Origin of the sequence: Cupriavidus pauculus, assembly GCF_003854935.1 — a bacterium.
GTDB classification, from domain to species: Bacteria; Pseudomonadota; Gammaproteobacteria; order Burkholderiales; family Burkholderiaceae; genus Cupriavidus; species Cupriavidus pauculus_C.
In genome coordinates, this window is sequence record NZ_CP033970.1 from 1540635 (window position 1) to 1556804 (window position 16170).

At 70.1% G+C, this 16170-nt stretch carries 16 protein-coding genes; 7 read left to right on the top strand and 9 right to left on the bottom strand.

What is annotated here, in order from left to right:
* The 6 genes from EHF44_RS24990 (at position 1) to EHF44_RS28500 (ending at position 4848) form a co-directional block, all read left to right on the top strand.
* Positions 1 to 1485: an efflux transporter outer membrane subunit gene (locus tag EHF44_RS24990; protein ID WP_124686366.1), complete on the top strand. Its 1485-nt coding sequence runs from the start codon at positions 1 to 3 to the stop codon at positions 1483 to 1485.
* 128 nt (positions 1486 to 1613) lie between these two features.
* On the top strand, positions 1614 to 2075 hold the full coding sequence (locus EHF44_RS24995) for a DUF2127 domain-containing protein (protein ID WP_124686367.1): 462 nt from the start codon (positions 1614 to 1616) through the stop codon (positions 2073 to 2075).
* An 88-nt stretch (positions 2076 to 2163) separates the two neighbouring features.
* Complete coding sequence (locus EHF44_RS25000) at positions 2164 to 2454, top strand: antibiotic biosynthesis monooxygenase family protein (protein WP_124686368.1); 291 nt, start codon at positions 2164 to 2166, stop codon at positions 2452 to 2454.
* 48 nt (positions 2455 to 2502) lie between these two features.
* Positions 2503 to 3141: a CDP-alcohol phosphatidyltransferase family protein gene (locus EHF44_RS25005; protein WP_124686369.1), complete on the top strand. Its 639-nt coding sequence runs from the start codon at positions 2503 to 2505 to the stop codon at positions 3139 to 3141.
* 105 nt (positions 3142 to 3246) lie between these two features.
* Positions 3247 to 4362 (top strand): NADH:flavin oxidoreductase/NADH oxidase, encoded by a 1116-nt coding sequence (locus EHF44_RS25010; RefSeq protein WP_124686370.1) that lies wholly within the window; start codon positions 3247 to 3249, stop codon positions 4360 to 4362.
* A 318-nt stretch (positions 4363 to 4680) separates the two neighbouring features.
* Positions 4681 to 4848, top strand: coding sequence for a hypothetical protein (locus tag EHF44_RS28500; RefSeq protein WP_172966180.1), 168 nt, complete (start codon positions 4681 to 4683; stop codon positions 4846 to 4848).
* A gap of 19 nt (positions 4849 to 4867) precedes the next feature.
* On the opposite strand, the gene EHF44_RS25015 is transcribed toward EHF44_RS28500, so the two are convergent.
* The 9 genes from EHF44_RS25015 to EHF44_RS25055 all read right to left on the bottom strand — a co-directional run bounded on the left by EHF44_RS25015 (position 4868) and on the right by EHF44_RS25055 (position 14226).
* Positions 4868 to 6667, bottom strand: a complete 1800-nt coding sequence (locus tag EHF44_RS25015) for an ATP-binding response regulator (RefSeq protein WP_124686371.1) — start codon at positions 6665 to 6667, stop codon at positions 4868 to 4870.
* 24 nt (positions 6668 to 6691) lie between these two features.
* Positions 6692 to 7345: a response regulator gene (locus EHF44_RS25020; protein WP_124686372.1), complete on the bottom strand. Its 654-nt coding sequence runs from the start codon at positions 7343 to 7345 to the stop codon at positions 6692 to 6694.
* 276 nt (positions 7346 to 7621) lie between these two features.
* A complete protein-coding gene (gene pepE, locus EHF44_RS25025; protein WP_124686373.1) occupies positions 7622 to 8317 on the bottom strand; it encodes a dipeptidase PepE in 696 nt (231 codons plus the stop codon).
* 115 nt (positions 8318 to 8432) lie between these two features.
* Entirely contained in the window at positions 8433 to 9290 is an 858-nt protein-coding gene (locus EHF44_RS25030) for a phosphodiesterase (protein ID WP_124686374.1), read from the bottom strand.
* On the bottom strand, positions 9287 to 10345 hold the full coding sequence (locus tag EHF44_RS25035) for an ABC transporter ATP-binding protein (RefSeq protein WP_124686375.1): 1059 nt from the start codon (positions 10343 to 10345) through the stop codon (positions 9287 to 9289). Before EHF44_RS25035 ends, EHF44_RS25030 begins: the two co-directional genes overlap by 4 nt.
* Positions 10338 to 11225: an ABC transporter permease gene (locus EHF44_RS25040; protein WP_124686376.1), complete on the bottom strand. Its 888-nt coding sequence runs from the start codon at positions 11223 to 11225 to the stop codon at positions 10338 to 10340. The genes EHF44_RS25035 and EHF44_RS25040 overlap by 8 nt, the downstream gene beginning before the upstream one ends.
* Before the next feature lie 10 nt (positions 11226 to 11235).
* Positions 11236 to 12054, bottom strand: a complete 819-nt coding sequence (locus EHF44_RS25045; protein ID WP_124686377.1) for an ABC transporter permease — start codon at positions 12052 to 12054, stop codon at positions 11236 to 11238.
* Positions 12055 to 12068: 14 nt separating this feature from the next.
* Positions 12069 to 13091, bottom strand: coding sequence for an ABC transporter substrate-binding protein (locus EHF44_RS25050; RefSeq protein ID WP_124686378.1), 1023 nt, complete (start codon positions 13089 to 13091; stop codon positions 12069 to 12071).
* Between the two features lie 46 nt (positions 13092 to 13137).
* A complete protein-coding gene (locus tag EHF44_RS25055) occupies positions 13138 to 14226 on the bottom strand; it encodes a substrate-binding domain-containing protein (RefSeq protein WP_124686379.1) in 1089 nt (362 codons plus the stop codon).
* A 357-nt stretch (positions 14227 to 14583) separates the two neighbouring features.
* On the opposite strand from EHF44_RS25055, the gene EHF44_RS25060 reads away from it, so the two are divergent.
* Positions 14584 to 16164 (top strand): DUF1800 domain-containing protein, encoded by a 1581-nt coding sequence (locus EHF44_RS25060; RefSeq protein WP_124686380.1) that lies wholly within the window; start codon positions 14584 to 14586, stop codon positions 16162 to 16164.
* Positions 16165 to 16170: the final 6 nt, after the last annotated feature.

A 16170-nucleotide genomic window follows, 5' to 3' on the forward strand; every position in this document is an offset into this window, starting at 1 on the left:
ATGCAAGACAACGTGATGAAGCAGTACCTGCCGAGGCTGGCCACGCTGGCTGCCGCCCTGGTGCTGGCCGGCTGCTCGCTGGCACCGACCTACAAGGTGCCCGAGACGCCCACCGCCGCCACCTTCAAGGAGGCCGACGCGGCCGCCGCCGAGGGTGCGCAGTGGAAGACCGCCACGCCGGCCGAGGGCCAGCAGCGCGGCGACTGGTGGAAGGTGTTCGGCGACGCCGAGCTGGACCGCCTGATCGACGCGGCCAACGCCCACAACCAGGACCTGGCCGCCGCGGCGGCCCGCCTGAAGCAGGCGCGGGCGTTCACCGGCGCCACCGAGGCGGACATGTACCCGCAACTGAGCGCCGGGCTGGACCCGACGCGCACGCAGCCGTCGGCGGCCTCGCAGGGCCTGCCCGATGGCACGCGCGTGTCGCCGCAGACGGTGTACAAGGCGCGGCTGTTTGCCAACTACGAGCTGGACCTGTTCGGCCGCGTGGCCAGCAGCGTCAACGCGGCGCGGGCGGAAGAGAAGGGCGCGGAAGACCTGTACCGGTCGGTGCAGCTTGCGCTGCAGGCCGACACGGCGCAGGCGTACTTCGCGCTGCGTACGCTGGACAGCGACCGCGAGCTGCTGCACGCCACGATCAAGCTGCGCGAGGATTCGCTGTCGCTGCTGCGCAAGCGGTACGAGGCCGGCGAGACCACCGACCTCGATCCGGCCCGCGCCGAATCGGAACTCGGCACCGCGCGTGCGGACCTGGCCAGCATCGAGCGCCGCCGGGCCAACCAGGAGCATGCGCTGGCCGTGCTGACCGGCGTGGCACCGTCGCAGTTCGGACTGGCCGCGCGGCCGTTCGATACCGCACCGGTGGCTGTGCCGGCCGGGCTGCCGTCCGAGCTGCTGGAGCGGCGTCCCGACATCGCGGCGGCCGAACGCCAGATGGCGGCGGCCAACGCGCGCATCGGCATCGCCAAGGCCGCGTTCTTCCCGCGCATCTCGCTGACGGCGCTGTTCGGCTTCGAGTCGGCGGACCTGTCGAACCTGTTCAAGTGGTCGTCGCGCACCTGGATGCTCGGGCCGCTGGTGGGCACGACGGTGGCGCAGACCATCTTCGACGGGGGCCGCAACAGCTCGAACCTGGCCGGCGCCCGCGCCGCGCACGAGGAAAGCGTGGCCCGCTACCAGCAGACCGTGCTGGTGGCGTTCCGCGAGGTCGAGGACAGCCTGGCCGACGTACGCTGGCTCAGCCAGCAGGCTACGGCGCTCGATGGCGCACTGGCCGGCGCCCGCCGCGCGCAGCGCATCTCACGCAGCCGCTACGATGCCGGCGCGGTCGACTACCTGACCGTGATCGACGCGGACCGTACCGTGCTGCAGTCGCAGCGCGATGCCAACGCGGTAGCCGGCCTGCGCGCCGCCGCCACGGTGGCGCTGGTGCGCAGCCTCGGCGGCGGCTGGGGCCCGACGTCCGAGACCGTGGCGAAGAACTGAGCGCGGCCTGACCTGTCCGCGTTCGCCCCTCTCCCGCGCCATCGGGAGAGGGGCGCCTGCCATTTTCCCGATGGCAGGCCGCCGCCAATCCTGCACAATACCGGCTTCCCCACTCCCACCCCGCCGCCATGGCACACGCCGGTTCCCCGCTGGGGCTCAAAAGCATTGCGTTGTTCGAAGCCGCCAAGGGCGCGCTGGTCATCCTGGCCGGTCTTGGCCTGGTGGCGCTGCTGCACAGCGACGCCCAGGCGGTGGCCGAGTCCATCGTCGCGCGGCTGCACCTGAATCCCGCCGGCCACTACCCGAAGATCTTCCTGGCGCTGCTGAACCATCCCGCCGACGGCCGGCTCTGGGCCATCGGTGGCTCCGCCGCCGTGTACGCGCTGATGCGCTTTGCCGAAGCCTACGGCCTGTGGCACGGCCGGGCCTGGGGCAACTGGATCGGCGTGTGGTCTGGCGGCATCTATATCCCGGTAGAGGTGTACGAGGCCGTGCGCCACCCCACGTGGCTCCATGTCGGACTGGCGGTGGCCAATGCGCTGGTGGTGGCCTACCTGGTGCAAAGCCTGGCGCGGCGGACGGTCAAGTAAGCCGCCTGGCGCAAATCTGCTAAGGTAGAACGCGCGTGCCGCGCTGTCAGACAGGCACCGATATCAAGCCACCCAGAGAAGACCCATCATGATTCACGAAATTGCACAGATCACGATCAAGCCCGGCATGGAAGCGCAGTTCGAGGCCAACGTGGCCAAGGCAAAGCCGCTGTTCCTGCGTTCCCGCGGTTGCCACGGCCTGAACCTGCAGCGCTCGATCGAGCAGCCGTCGCAGTATGCGCTGGTGGTGGCCTGGGAAACCGTGGAAGACCACATGGTCCACTTCCGCGAATCTGACGAGTTCCAGGAGTGGCGCAAGCTGGTCAGCGACTGCTTTGCCGCGCCGCCGGCCGTGCATCACGTGAACACCGTACTCTGACCGTCCGGGCGCCCGGCCCGGGCGCCAACGCACAAAGGAGTCCGCCGCATGTCCACCCCTCAGCAGCGCCCCAGGCATTTCTCGATGCTGCGCGACTTGCAGCTTGCGGACTTCTTCACGCTGGCCAACGCCGCGTGCGGCATGGGCTCCGTCTTCTACGCGATGTACTTCGTCGCGGAGCCCACGCTCCGGTATTTCTACATCGCGGCGGCACTGGCGCCGGCCGCGTTCATCTTCGACGTGCTCGACGGCCGCATCGCCCGCTGGCGCCACGCGCATTCCGCGCTGGGCCGCGAGCTCGATTCGCTGTCCGACATCATCTCGTTCGGCGTCGGCCCCGCCACGCTGGCCTTTGCGGCCGGCATGCGCGGCGGCTGGGACCTCGCCGCGCTGATCTACTTCGTCTGCTGCGGCGTCAGCCGCCTGGCCCGCTTCAACGTCACGGCCGAAACGCTGGCCGAGGGCTCCGCGCAGGGCAAGGTCAAGTACTTCGAAGGCACGCCCATCCCAACCAGCGTGGTGCTGACCGGCGTACTGGCCTGGTGCGCATCGCGCGGCCTGATCGGCGACGCCTTGCCCGGCGGTGCATGGGACATCGCCGGCGGCACGTTCCACCCGCTGGCGCTGCTGTTCGTGCTTAGCGGCAGCCTGATGATCAGCAAGACGCTGAGGATTCCGAAGTTCTGACGCAGGGGCAGGGCGCGGCGCCGTCTGCACGGATTTCCGCGGCCGCCTACAATTCCCCGGGACATTGGCCGTGTCCCGGCGGCCAGCAAGACGACAAGGAACCCCATGCCCCATCTCTTCGACCCCTACCGGATCGGCGAACTCGCGCTGTCCAACCGGATCGCCATTGCGCCGATGTGTCAGTACTCCGCGGAACAGGGTTCGGCCACTGACTGGCACATGATCCACCTTGGCAGCCTGGCGCTTTCGGGCGCGGGGCTGATGATCGTGGAGGCGACGGCCGTGTCGCCGGAGGGCCGCATTTCGCCGGCCGACCTGGGGCTTTACAGCGACGCCAACGAAGCCGCGCTGGGGCGCGTGCTCGATGCCGTGCGCCGCTACTCGCCGATTGCCGTGGCCGTGCAGCTTGGCCATGCCGGGCGCAAGGCGTCCAGCCAGGCGCCGTGGGACGGCGGCGCGCAGATCCGTCCGGACGCGCCGGCCGGCTGGCAGACCGTGGCGCCTTCGGCCGTGCCGCATGCGGCCGACGAGGCGCCGCCCACCGCGCTGGACAAGGCCGGCCTGCGCAAGATCCGCGATGACTTCGTGGCGGCCGCCCGGCGTGCCGCGCGGCTGGGCGTGGAGGGCATCGAGGTGCACGGCGCGCATGGCTACCTGCTGCACCAGTTCCTGTCGCCGATTGCCAACCATCGCACAGATGAGTACGGCGGCAGCCTGGAAAACCGCATGCGCTTTCCGCTGGAGGTGTTCGATGCCGTGCGCGAGGCGTATCCCGCCGAACGGCCGGTCTGGATGCGCGTGTCGGCCACGGACTGGGTGCCGAATGGCTGGGACATCGACGGCACGATCGCGCTGTCCCATGCGCTCAAGGCGCGCGGCTGCGCGGCGGTGCATGTGAGCACCGGCGGCGTGTCGCCGCAGCAGGCCATCAAGATCGGCCCGGGCTATCAGGTGCCGTACGCCCAGCGCGTGAAGGCCGAGGTGGGCCTGCCGACGCTGGCCGTGGGCCTGATCACCGAGCCCGAGCAGGCCGAGGCGATCATCGCCAACGACGAGGCCGACATGATCTCGATTGCCCGCGCGATGCTGTACGACCCGCGCTGGCCGTGGCATGCCGCCGCCAGGCTTGGCGCCCAGGTCGACGCGCCAAAGCAGTACTGGCGCTCGCAGCCGCGCGGCCTGGAGAAGCTGTTCCGCGACGCCCATTTCGGCCAGCGATAGACCCCCCGTCCGCCTATAGCTGCAATCCCTCGCCCGCCACGCGGGTGAGGGGCCCCGGCGATACGAAAGCCTGAACACCCCCCCGCTCCAGATTTCCCTTGACTTCCCCCGCCGCCCCGAGCGGTATCCCCCCGGTCTCCCATCCCGCGCCGCAGCATTGTTAAAACGCCAGAAATGGAGGGATTACCATGATTGCCGCGTCCCCCCGATGGCGCGACCATCGGTCGCAATAGATTGCAGTGGGCAGTACCCGGGCGCCCCCGAAGAGCACGCCCGTCATCACAGAAGTAGTCGAAGAACGCACTCTGGGAGACATCCATGCAAGTCTATGACGGCCTTGTCTTTGGCTGCGCCATGATCCTCGTCTGCATGTACGCCTATCTGGGCGTGCAGTCGCAGAGCCTTGCGCTGAAGTACGTGTCGCCGGCCATCGTCGGCGTGCTGGTGCTGGCCTACGCGCTGTTGCCGATGCGGATGATCGGCTGACGGCCCCCCCATGTCCTGCTTATCGTTCGGCCGGTTTCCATTCGGCCGGGGCGTCGGCGTGGGCGGAAGCCTCGTGCAGCAGTGCGGCGATGGCCGCCTGCAGCTCGCCCGGTACCACTGGCTTGTGCAGCAGCGCCACGCCGCCAGCATGGACGTTGCGTAGCGGGTCGGCCGCCGTGTCGCCGGTGATGACGATGGCGGGCACGTCGCGCCCGGCCTGCGCCCGGATAGCGGCGATGGCTTCCAGCCCGGTGCGATGGCCGCGCAGCCGGTAGTCGGCCAGGATCAGGTCCGGCGCGAAGGTCGCGGCCAGCGCCAGCGCCTGTTCCTCGGTCTCGGCCGTGCGGCTGTCGCAGTGCCAGACCGCCAGCAGCCCGGCCATGGCATCGCGGATGGCCGGATCGTCGTCGATCACCAGCACGCGCAGCCCGTCGCACCGCATCGCCAGCCCCGGCTCCGCGGCTTCCTCGGGCGCGGCCCACGCCAGCGGCATCCGCAGCCGGAACACCGAGCCGCGGCCCGGCGTGGAGCCCAGCGTCACCACCGTGCGCATGGTGCGCGCCAGCCCGTCGACGATGGCCAGCCCCAGGCCCAGCCCCTTGCGCTGGTCGCGCTCCGGATTCCCGAGCTGGTGGAACTCGCGGAAGATCGCCCGGTGGTGCTCGGCCGGGATGCCCACGCCGGTGTCCCAGACCTCGATCGACACGTGGAAGCGCCGCGCGCGGCAGGCCACCAGCACGCCGCCGGCGCGGGTGTAACGGATGGCGTTGGCAATCAGGTTGCGCAGGATCAGCTCGGTCAGCGTCGGGTCGCCGAACAGCGTGGCCGTGGTATCGCGTGTGCGGTAGACCAGCCCGCGCGCATTGGCCTGTGGCGCGAATTCGTTCTCCAGCTTGTGCAGCAGCGGCTGGAGCCGGAACGGGCGGGGCCGCGACGTGACCACGCCGGCGTCCAGCTTCGAGAAATCGAGCAACGTGTTCAGCATCTCGCGCGCGGCGCCCGACGAGGCTTCGATGTGGTCCAGCAGTTGCCGCTGCCGCGCGTCGAGCGGCGTGCGGGCCAGCGAGACCAGGAACAGCCCCAGCGCATGCAGCGGCTGGCGCAGGTCGTGGCTGGCCGATGCCAGGAACACCGACTTGGCGCGATTGGCCTCCTCGGCCTCGCGCTGGGCCCGCCCGGCGCGCGCGGTCTGGTCGCGCAGTTGCGAGATCAACTCGACGTTCTCGAACCGTAGCGCCAGCGAGTGGCGCGCCATGCGCGAGTAGTTGCGCGCAAACACGATCAGCACGAACAGGTAGAGCGGCGTGGCCAGGAACATCGGCAGGTAGGCGATATCGTGCGTGACGATGAACACGGCCCACACCGGCATGATGGCCGGGATGAAGAAGCCCACGGCCACCGGCAGGCAGGCCGAGAACACGGCCAGCGCCGCGGCGCTCATGCCGGCGATCAGCGACAGCACGCAGATCACCACGGCCGGCGACCGGATGTCGAGGTAGAGCCAGCCGGCCAACCCCCAAAGGCACCCGATCAGCACCAGCACGACCGTCATGCCGCGCGCGTACAGGCCGCAGCGCGCCTCGCTCAGGCGGTCCGGCACGGCGCGCCGGCCGAAATGCGCGATGGCGCAGACCATGGTCACGGCCGCCGCCCACGGCAGCGCGCCGGGATGGCCGTCGGTCAGCGCCAGCCCGGTGCCCAGGAAGATCGCCGCCAGCGTGCAGCCCAGCATCGCCATGCCGAAGCTCTGGTCGATCAGCTCCATCTGCGCGGACAGCAGCCGCGGCTCGTCGTAGTGGGGCAGGAAGGGCAGCGCCATGGTCGCGGCGGGGTCGGTGGCGGGCTAGCGCCGGGTCTGCACCAGCCCGCGGCGCTGGGCCTCCAGGATGGCTTCGACGCGGCTGACCACGCCAAGGTGGTTCAGGATGGCTGCCACATGCACGCGCACGGTGTTCTCGGACAACCCCATGTGGTAGGCGATGACCTTGTTCGACCGCCCCAGGCTCAACTGCGACAGCACCTCCAGCTGGCGCGGCGTGAGCTGGCTTGGCTCGTAGGCCGGCGGCGGGTCACCGCTGGCGCCGGGGTCTGCGCCGTGGCCGAGGCCGTCGGCCGAGAAATGCGTGCCGCCGGCCAGGCAACTGGCGATGGCGCGCTCGATGTCGAGCGCGTCGGCCGACTTCGGCAGGAATCCGGCAATCTCGCGGCGCGCCTCGGGCGGGATGGCGTCGATATGTGACGTGCCCGACACGATCACGATCCGCGCGGCCGGAAAGTGGCGCCGCAGCACCTTGACGCCCTCGATGCCGTTCAGCCCCGGCATCTGGATATCGAGCAGCAGGATGTCCACCGGCTGGCTGCCGTGCGCCTCGACGGCCTCCATGACCGACCCGGCCTCGATGATCGTCGCCACGCTGGGGCTGTCGGCCAGCAGCAGTTTTAGCCCGGTGCGAAACAGGGTGTGGTCATCGATCAACAGCAGGCGGGCACGCGACATGGGGCAGGCGGGGCAGGGCAGGGGCGGCAAGTGCTCGATTGGACTGGATTCCCGCCGCGTTGTCCATGCGCCCAAACCGCCGATGTGGCGAAGCTGCCATACGTGTCAGGTACGCGACAAATACGTGACAGCCGCTGACTAGTCCGGAAAGATTATTGGCAGCGCAATGATGCGATGACAGCATTTTTCCCGTGGACGAATTCCGCGACTTGTCCATACCACTTCTGTACCTGCTCCTCCCGGCTGCGGGTATTTTTTTTGTCCGCCGCGTGCGGGTCAGGCCGGCAATGCCAGCGGCCCGGCGGTCACGTCCCAGCGCCGCTCGCCCAGGAACCAGCGTGCCGCGTGCGGCCCGTGCAGCGCAAAGGCGTTGCCCGACACGCGCACCCAGTCGCCTTCGGGCAGGCCCAGCACGGGCGTGTCCGGCGACAGCGTGGTGAATTCGGCCAGCCGCTGGTCACGCGTTTCGCCGCGAAAGCCTTCGATTTCCACGTTGTAGTAGTGCGGATTGATCTGGAACGGCACAAGGCCGAGCGCGTCGAAGCCGCCTGGGTCCACCACCGGCATGTCGTTGGTGGTGCGGATGGTCGGCGCGGCCAGGTTCGAGCCGGCGCTCCAGCCGATGTAGCGCGCGGCGCCGCTGCGTACCCGCGCCGCGATCGGCGCCAGCAGTCCCTGCTGGCGCAGCACCTGCAGCAGGCGGAACGTGTTGCCGCCGCCCACCACGATCAGCGTCGCGGCGGCCACGGCCGCCTGCGGGTCGGCCTGCTCGTGCAGGCTCGCCACCGCGATGCCGGCCGGCGCCAGCGCCTCGCGCACCTGCGCGGCATAGCCGTCCCAGTCGCGCGTCACCCCGGCGTAGGGTACGAACAGCGCGTGGGTGCGGCCATCGGCCAAACTTTCGATGGCTTGGCGGGCATGGACGAGGTAGCCCTCGTCCGACGTCGAATTGCTGAGCAGAAGCAGGTCCATGTCAGGGAGAAAAGCGCGGGCCGGCGGGCGGCGCCCCGGTCCGGCATCGGGAAAATGAAACCGGGGATGGTACCGCAATGCCACTTCGGTGCGGGCCCGCCGTGCGGGCGGCCGGCTAGTCGATCAGCTTGCCCTGGGCGTCGAAGAACGGGTGCAGTGGGCCGTGGTCGCCAATGGCCGCCAGGTGCGTGACCAGCCCGTGCGCGGGATGCCACCAGTGCAGCAGGTAGCCGGGCGGCTCCATGCGGAAGCGCGACGCGGCCTGCGGGTCCAGGTCCAGCGCCACCTGGTGCGCGGGGCCCGGCGCGGTCATGGCGATGGTGCCGCCAAAGCGCCGCGTGATATGGCGGTGCAGATGGCCGCAGATCACGCGCTCCACGTGCGCGTGCCGCGCAATCACCGCTTCCAGCCCGGCCGCGTTGCCCAGCCCCTGGGCGTCCATGTGGCCGATGCCGGTATGGAACGGCGGATGGTGCAGCATCACCAGCGTGGGCCGGCCCGGCGCCGCCGCCAGCGTGGCGTCGAGCCAGGCCAGCCCGTCGGGCGTGGCATGGCCGCCCGGCTGGCCGGGCACCGTGCAGTCGAAACCGACCAGCCGCAGCGGGCCCGCGTCGATCGCGTAGTGCACCGGTGCCTCGGCATCGCCGTGCGCGAACAGGTAGTCGTGGTCGTGGAACACGGCACGCAGCGACGTACGGTGGTCGTGATTGCCCGGCAGCAGCTTCACCGGCATCGGCAGCCGTTGCAGGATGTCGCGCAGGAAGCGGTATTCGTGCGGATCGCCAAAGTCGACGAGGTCGCCGGTGACCACCACCACGTCGGGCAGTTGCGGCGCGGCCAGCAGCGTGTCGATGGCGGCGTGCAGCGCGCCGGCGGTGTCCACCATCCGGTAAGACAGCTTGCCGCCCGCCTTGATGTGCAGGTCGGTCAGTTGCGCCACCAGGCAGGCGGGTGCGGAGGATGCGGGGGTCATGCGGCTTCGGCGAGCGTGATCAGGTGGTTGGTATCGATGCGCAGGCCCACGCGCGCGCCGGCTGCCCACGCGTCGCGGCGCGCGGTGTCGACGATCAGCGGCGTGGCGGCGCCCACGTCCACCAGCAGCCGCGTGTGGTTGCCCAGGAACAGCGCCGTCACGACCACGCCTTCCACGTGGGCGTCATCGGCGTGTACCAGTGCCACGTCCTCGGGCCGGAACATGAGCCGCGCGTTGGCGGACACCGGTGCGTCATCGGGCGGGCCCATCGGCACCGTCCCGCCCGGCACGCGCCAGCGGCCGGCCTCGGCCGTGCCGGGCAGGTGGTTCATGGTGCCGATGAAATCGGCCACGAACGCGTTGGCCGGCGCGCGGTAGATGTCCTGCGGCGTGCCCACCTGCGCGATGCGGCCCTTGTCCATCACGATGATGCGGTCGCCCAGCGCCATGGCCTCGGCCTGGTCGTGGGTCACGTAGACGGCGGTGATGCGCAGGCTGCGCAGGAGCTGGTTGATGTCGGCGCGCAGCGTGTCGCGCAGCTTGGCGTCCAGCGCGGTCAGCGGCTCGTCCAGCAGCAGCACGCGCGGCTGCACGGCGATGGCGCGGGCCAGCGCCACGCGCTGGCGCTGGCCGCCCGACAACTGGTCGATGCGCCGGTCGGCAAACGGCTCCAGGTGCATCATCGCCAGCATCTCGTCCACGCGGCGGCGGCGGGTTGCGCCATCCACGCGGCGCACGCGCAGGCCGTAGGCAATGTTCTCGGCCACGCTCATGTTCGGAAACAGCGCGTAGTTCTGGAACACCATGCCCACGCCGCGCTGCTCGATCGGCAGGTCGGTCACGCGGGTGTCGCCAAACCAGACGTCGCCGCCCGCGTCGGGCTGCTCCAGCCCGGCGATGATGCGCAGCGTGGTGGTCTTGCCGCAGCCGGACGGCCCCAGCAGCACCACGGTCTCGGCGGCGCCGATGTCCAGGTCCAGCGGGTGCAGCGCGAGCGTGCCGTCGGCAAACGTCTTGGCGCACTGGCGCAGGCGGATGGGGGTCGGTTCATGCATGGCGGCGTTCGGCAACAGGGGTGACGGGCGGGGCGCCGGCCGGCAGGACGGCGGCGGCATCGGCAGGCAAGGCATGGCGGCGGGTGCGGGCGCCCAGCGCGCTCAGGGCCTGCATGAACACCAGCAGCGGGATGATCATGACGAAGAAGACGATGGTGTACGCGGAGCCAATCTCCAGCCGCATCGACGCATAGCTGTCGGCCAGCCCCACGGGCAGCGTCTGCGTGGTGGGCGTGTGCAGCATCCACGTCAGGTTGAATTCGCCCACCGACAGCGTGACCACCATCAGCGCGCCGGCCAGGATGCCCTGGCGGCAGTTGGGCAGCACCACCGTGAAAAAGCGCTGCAGCCGCGTGGCGCCCAGGCTGGCGGCGGCGTCTTCGAGCGTGCGGATGTCGATGGCCGCCAGGATGGCCAGCACCGCCCGCACCATGAACGGCAGCGTGAACACCACGTGGCCGATCAGGATGAACACCCAGCTCGTGCGCAGCCCCTGGAAGCTGCCGTAGAGCAGGATCAGCCCCAGCGCCGTGGCCAGCCCCGGCAGCGCCACCGGCAGCATCAGCAGCTCCTCGATCAGCCGCGTCACGCGGTTGCGCCGCAGCGCCATGTAGTAGGCGGCGGGCACGCCGATCACGAGCGTGCAGGCCAGGCAGGCCAGCGCAATGCCCAGCGACAGGAAGATCGTGTTGCGATAGAGCGCCCAGACCTCGGCCAGCCAGCGCGTGGTCAGGCCACTGGACACGCCCACGAAGATGTTGTTGGTCAGGCCGGCCAGCACTGACAGCACCACCGGCACGGTCATGAACGCGCAGACCAGCAGCGTCAGCGCAAGCTGCAGCCAGTAGCCGGTGCGGCGGGGGAGCAGGGATGGGCGCATGCGGCGGTCCTCAGGCCGTGGCGGCGACGGCATCGCCGGAGTACCAGCGCGCCAGCGCCAGCAGGGCCCACGTGACCGCGCCCAGCAGGATCGAGAGCGCGGCGGCCATGCCGAAGTTGGCGTAGTTGGTGAATTCGTTGTAGATGGTCAGCGGCAGCACGTCGAGCTGCGTGGCTAGCGTGAACGCCGTGCCGAACGCGCCCATGCTGGTCGCAAAGCAGATCGCCCCGCTGGACAGCATGGCCGGCATCAGCGCGGGCAGCATCACGTCGCGCACCACGCGCCACGGGCCGGCGCCCAGCGAGCGGGCCGCTTCCTCCAGCGAGGGGTCGAGCTTTTCCACGGCGGCCATCACGGTCAGGATCACGCGCGGAATCGAGAAGTACAGGTAGCCGACGAACAGCCCGGCCAGCCCGTAGGCAAAGGTCCAGCGCTCGCCGGCCAGCGCGTCGCCAATGGTGGCCAGCAGCCCGTTGCGGCCGCCCAGCATGATGACCATGAAGCCGATCACCACGCCGGGGAACGCCAGCGGAAAGGTCAGCATGGCCACCAGCACCGGCTTGCCCGGCACGCGGTGGCGCTGCAGGAAGGTGCCGGCGATGCCCGCGATCACCAGCGTGGCCAGCGTCACCAGCGCGGACAGCACCACCGTCACCATCAGGCTGTGCAGGTAGCGCGCGCTGGTCAGCACGGTCACATAGACGCCCGCGCCGTCCTTGCCCGTCAGGCTGACCTCGATCAGCCGCGCCATCGGCAGGCAGAAGAAGGCCAGGAACACGACCAGCGCGGGCAGCGCGAACAGGAACAGGGCGGGGGATCGGCGGGTCATCGCGGGTGCCGCGGCTAGCGGACTTCCTTCAGGTACTGGTCGCTGAACGCCTTCTGCACCTGGGCCATCTTGCCGAAGTCCACGGGCCGGGCGCGCGCGTAGTCGGCGGCGGGCAGAAAGCGGGCCTGCACGTCGGCCGGCATCGGCACGTTGCGCACCGGGCGCAGGTAGGCGTTGGCCCACAGCGCCTGGCCCTGGTCGGACAGCACGAAGTCCAGCACCTTGCGGCCCTCGGCCGCGTGCGGGGCGTTGTTGACCAGGCTCATCACGTACGGCACCACCAGCGAGCCTTCCTTCGGGATCACGAAGGCCACGTTGGCGCGGTCCTTGTACTTGGCGCGGTACGCGTTGAAGTCGTAGTCGAGCAGGATCGGGATCTCGCCGGACAGCACGCGCGCGTAGGCGGTCTGCTTGGGCACGATCGGCTGGTTCTTCTGCAGGTCGCGGAAGAACTTGAAGGCCGGGCCGAAGTTGTCGAGCGTGCCGCCCATGGCCTGGTTCACGGCCACGGCGCCCACGTAGCCGACGAACGCGCTGGCCGGGTCCAGGTAGCCGATCAGGCCCTTGTACTCGGGCTTGAGCAGGTCTGCCCACGACTGCGGCACCGGCTTGCCGCGCAGCGCATCGACATTGACCATGAAGCCCAGCGTGCCCGAGTGGATGGCGAACCAGTTGCCTTGCGGGTCCTTCAGGCCGTCGGGGATGTCGGCCCAGTGCGCGGGCTTGTACGGCTGCGTCACGCCGTCGGCCTTGGCCTGGATGCCGAACGTCACGCCCAGGTAGGTCACGTCGGCCACCGGGGCGGCTTTTTCCGCCACAAGCTGCGCCAGCGACTGGCCCGAGTTCTTGTTGTCGAACGGCACGGTGACGCCGGTCTTTTCCTTGATCGCGCGGATCTGCGCGGCCCAGTCCGCCCATTCGGGCGGGCAGTTGTAGCAGATGGCGGTCTGCGCGGCCACGCCCTGGCTGAAGGCGGCAAACGTGGCGGTGACGGCCAGCCAGCGCAGCGGACGGCGCCAGAAGGATTGCTTCGGCATGTGAGGCTCCCTGGTAGAGGTCGGTCGAGTCGGACCGGTGGTTGGATCAGGCAGGCATTGCGGGCGCACTGACGGTGCCCTCGATTCGTATCGCATGCGGCAGCAGCGTAGCGTGGCCGTTGGCGGCGGGCGGCACGGCTTCCAGCCGCTGCAGCAGTTCGCCGATGGCGTGCGCGCCGATGTCGGCGTTGGGCTGCACCACGGTAGCCAGCGGCGGCTCCACGAGCGCGCCCAGCGCGATGCCGTCGTAGCCCAGCACCGACACGTCGCGCGGCACGCGCAGGCCCAGGCGCTTCAGGTCTGAAATCACGCCGATCGCCAGCAGGTCGTTGGTGCAGAAGAACGCGGTGGGCGCCTGGCCGCCATCCATCAACGCGCGGATCTGCGCGGCGTTGCTGGCGGTGTGGGACGGCAGGTTGACCGGATCGAGCACCGGCAGGCCGTGCGCGCGCATGGCGTCGGCATAGCCGGCAAAGCGCTGGCGCGCGCGGTCTGACGCGGTGAACGCGCCCGAGATGACCGCGATGCGGCGGTGGCCGGCGGCGATCAGCGCGTTGACGCCCTCGCAGGCGCTGGTGCGGTTGTCGACGGAGACCGAATGCCGGCCGGCCACGGCGCCTTCCGCCGGCACCTGGTTGTAGGCCAGCACGTAGGGCACCGATTCGCGGTCCAGCTGGTCCAGCACGGTGCTGTCGCTGGCGTCGGCCACGGTCAGGACCATGCCGTCCACGCGGTGGCGCAGCAGGTATTCCACGCGCTCGGTCTCGCGGGCCGGGTCGTAGTTGCTGGTGACCAGCATCAGCGAGTAGCCTGCCGCCATGGCCGATTCCTCGATGCCGCGCCAGCATTCGGCGAACACCGCGTTGTCCAGCGTGGGCAGCATCACGCCGATGATCCGCGTGCGCTGGGCGCGCAGCTTGGCGCCAAGCAGGTTGGGGCGGAACGACAGCCGCTGCGCGGCCTCATGCACGCGCTGCGCCGTGGCCTCGCGCACGAGCTGGGGGTGGCTGAACACGCGCGACGCGGTGGCCAGCGACACCTTGGCGGCCAGCGCCACGTCGGCCAGCGTGACCCCCTGGCCGGGTTCGGCGGACGCCAGGCGGGGCGGCAGTGCGGCGCGACGGGTTGCGGGCATCCATTCCTCTTTTCGGAAAGCGCACTTCGGATGAAAACGTTTTCATTGAAGCGCCGAAAAATCAGGCGTCAAGGAATAAATCTGCTGCACCGCCGCAATCCGGCGCCGCAGCGCTCCCGCGCCTGTGTCATGCCGCGCATTGTCGGGCCGCTCTGTGACGGGCCGATGACAGGCCCGGCGCCGGCTATGTCGCGGTCTTGGGGGCGGCGCTGAAGGTCTTGTTGGCGGATACGCGCGCGGCCGCTACCCGGATGGGAAAGCTTTCGTAACAGAGTCGGGGCGGGGCGCGGTCAACCATCCGGCGTGGCGAACGTCAAACCGGGATGCCGACGATGCGGCAACGAGACAAGGACGCACATGACTGACCGACGATCTGGCTGGCGCGCCCGCGCCACGGGCCGCCTGGCGCTGCTGGCGGTGACGGCCTGCCTGCTGGCCGCGTGCGCCACCGGCGATCAGGCCGGCGGCGGGGGCCCGCTGACCGCGGCGGACCTGCGCTGGTTGAACACCGTCAGCTTTGGCGCCGACCAGGCCAGCGCCGCGCATCTGCAGGCCGTCGGCCGCCAGCGCTATCTCGACGAACAGCTTGCGATGCCGCTGGCCGATCCGCCGCCGCTGGCCGCCGCCATCGCCGCGCTGCCGGTCAGCGAGGGCGACGCGCTGCAGCGGACGCAGGCGCTGCGCGCCGAGCGCCAGCGCATCCAGACGCTGCCCGACGATGACGCGAAGCAGCAGGCGCGCGAGGCGCTGAACCGGCAGGGCCGCGAGCTGGTGGTGGACACCGCGCGCCGGCACCTGCTGCGCGCGCTGTATTCGCCGGCGCAGTTGCGCGAGCAGATGACGTGGTTCTGGATGAACCATTTCAACGTCTACGCGGGCAAGGGGCAGGTCCGCTACGCGCTGGCCGACTTCGAGGCGCGCGCCATCCGGCCGCACGCGCTGGGCAAGTTCCGCGACCTGCTGATGGCCACGGTGACCGCGCCGGCCATGCTCGAATACCTCGACAACGCCCAGAGCAGCGCTAACCGCATCAACGAGAACTACGCGCGCGAGCTGATGGAGCTGCATACGCTGGGCGTGGCGGGCGGGCCCAGCGGGTCGCGCTATACGCAGCAGGACGTGCAGGAGCTGGCGCGCGTGCTGACCGGGCTCGGCATCAACGCACGGGGCGAGCCGCCCAGGCTGGCGCCGGCGCGCGCGGCGCTGTACCGCGCGGACGGCCTGTTCGAGTTCAATCCGAACCGGCACGATTTCGGGCCCAAGACGCTGCTGGGCCATGCCATCGCGCCGGCCGGCTTTGCCGAGGTGGAGCAGGCCGTGGCGATCCTGGCGCGCGACCCGGCCACGGCCCGCTTCATCTCGACCCGGCTGGCCACCTATTTCGTGGCCGACAACCCGCCGCCGCAGCTTGTGGGGCAGATGGCCGATACCTTCGCCCGCACCGACGGCGACATCGCCGCCGTGCTGCGCACGATGTTCCGATCGAGCTGGTTCGACCGTGCGGCCGCCGATGGCGCGCGCAAGTTCAAGGACCCGATGGTGTTCGTGGTGTCGTCGATGCGCCTGGCGTACGACGGCCGGCCCGTGACCAACCTGCGCCCGGTGATCAACTGGCTCAACCAGCTTGGCGAGCCGCTGTACGGCCACGTGGCGCCCGACGGCTATCCGCTCACGGAGAGCGCGTGGGCCAGTTCGGGCCAGCTCGTGAAGCGCTTCGAGATCGCGCGCGCCATCGGCAGCGGGCCGGCGGGGCTGTTCCAGGACGAAAGCGGCCAGCCGTCGGCACAGCGCGGTTTCCCGATGCCGAACAACCGCGTGTTCTACACGCTGGTCGAGGGCACGCTGGGGCCGGCCACGCGGCAGGCGCTGTCGCAGGCCGGATCGCAACCCGAATGGAACGCGGTGCTGCTCAGTTCGCCGGAATGGATGCAGCGGTAGCGCACG

Excerpts from the sequence above, each read along its gene's own strand:
- EHF44_RS24990 (WP_124686366.1), top strand. The coding sequence starts at position 1 with ATGCAAGACAACGTGATGAAGCAGTACCTGCCGAGGCTGGCCACGCTG.
- EHF44_RS24995 (WP_124686367.1), top strand. The coding sequence starts at position 1,614 with ATGGCACACGCCGGTTCCCCGCTGGGGCTCAAAAGCATTGCGTTGTTC.
- EHF44_RS25000 (WP_124686368.1), top strand. The coding sequence starts at position 2,164 with ATGATTCACGAAATTGCACAGATCACGATCAAGCCCGGCATGGAAGCG.
- EHF44_RS25005 (WP_124686369.1), top strand. The coding sequence starts at position 2,503 with ATGTCCACCCCTCAGCAGCGCCCCAGGCATTTCTCGATGCTGCGCGAC.
- EHF44_RS25010 (WP_124686370.1), top strand. The coding sequence starts at position 3,247 with ATGCCCCATCTCTTCGACCCCTACCGGATCGGCGAACTCGCGCTGTCC.
- EHF44_RS28500 (WP_172966180.1), top strand. The coding sequence starts at position 4,681 with ATGCAAGTCTATGACGGCCTTGTCTTTGGCTGCGCCATGATCCTCGTC.
- EHF44_RS25015 (WP_124686371.1), bottom strand. The coding sequence starts at position 6,667 with ATGGCGCTGCCCTTCCTGCCCCACTACGACGAGCCGCGGCTGCTGTCC.
- EHF44_RS25020 (WP_124686372.1), bottom strand. The coding sequence starts at position 7,345 with ATGTCGCGTGCCCGCCTGCTGTTGATCGATGACCACACCCTGTTTCGC.
- pepE (WP_124686373.1), bottom strand. The coding sequence starts at position 8,317 with ATGGACCTGCTTCTGCTCAGCAATTCGACGTCGGACGAGGGCTACCTC.
- EHF44_RS25030 (WP_124686374.1), bottom strand. The coding sequence starts at position 9,290 with ATGACCCCCGCATCCTCCGCACCCGCCTGCCTGGTGGCGCAACTGACC.
- EHF44_RS25035 (WP_124686375.1), bottom strand. The coding sequence starts at position 10,345 with ATGCATGAACCGACCCCCATCCGCCTGCGCCAGTGCGCCAAGACGTTT.
- EHF44_RS25040 (WP_124686376.1), bottom strand. The coding sequence starts at position 11,225 with ATGCGCCCATCCCTGCTCCCCCGCCGCACCGGCTACTGGCTGCAGCTT.
- EHF44_RS25045 (WP_124686377.1), bottom strand. The coding sequence starts at position 12,054 with ATGACCCGCCGATCCCCCGCCCTGTTCCTGTTCGCGCTGCCCGCGCTG.
- EHF44_RS25050 (WP_124686378.1), bottom strand. The coding sequence starts at position 13,091 with ATGCCGAAGCAATCCTTCTGGCGCCGTCCGCTGCGCTGGCTGGCCGTC.
- EHF44_RS25055 (WP_124686379.1), bottom strand. The coding sequence starts at position 14,226 with ATGCCCGCAACCCGTCGCGCCGCACTGCCGCCCCGCCTGGCGTCCGCC.
- EHF44_RS25060 (WP_124686380.1), top strand. The coding sequence starts at position 14,584 with ATGACTGACCGACGATCTGGCTGGCGCGCCCGCGCCACGGGCCGCCTG.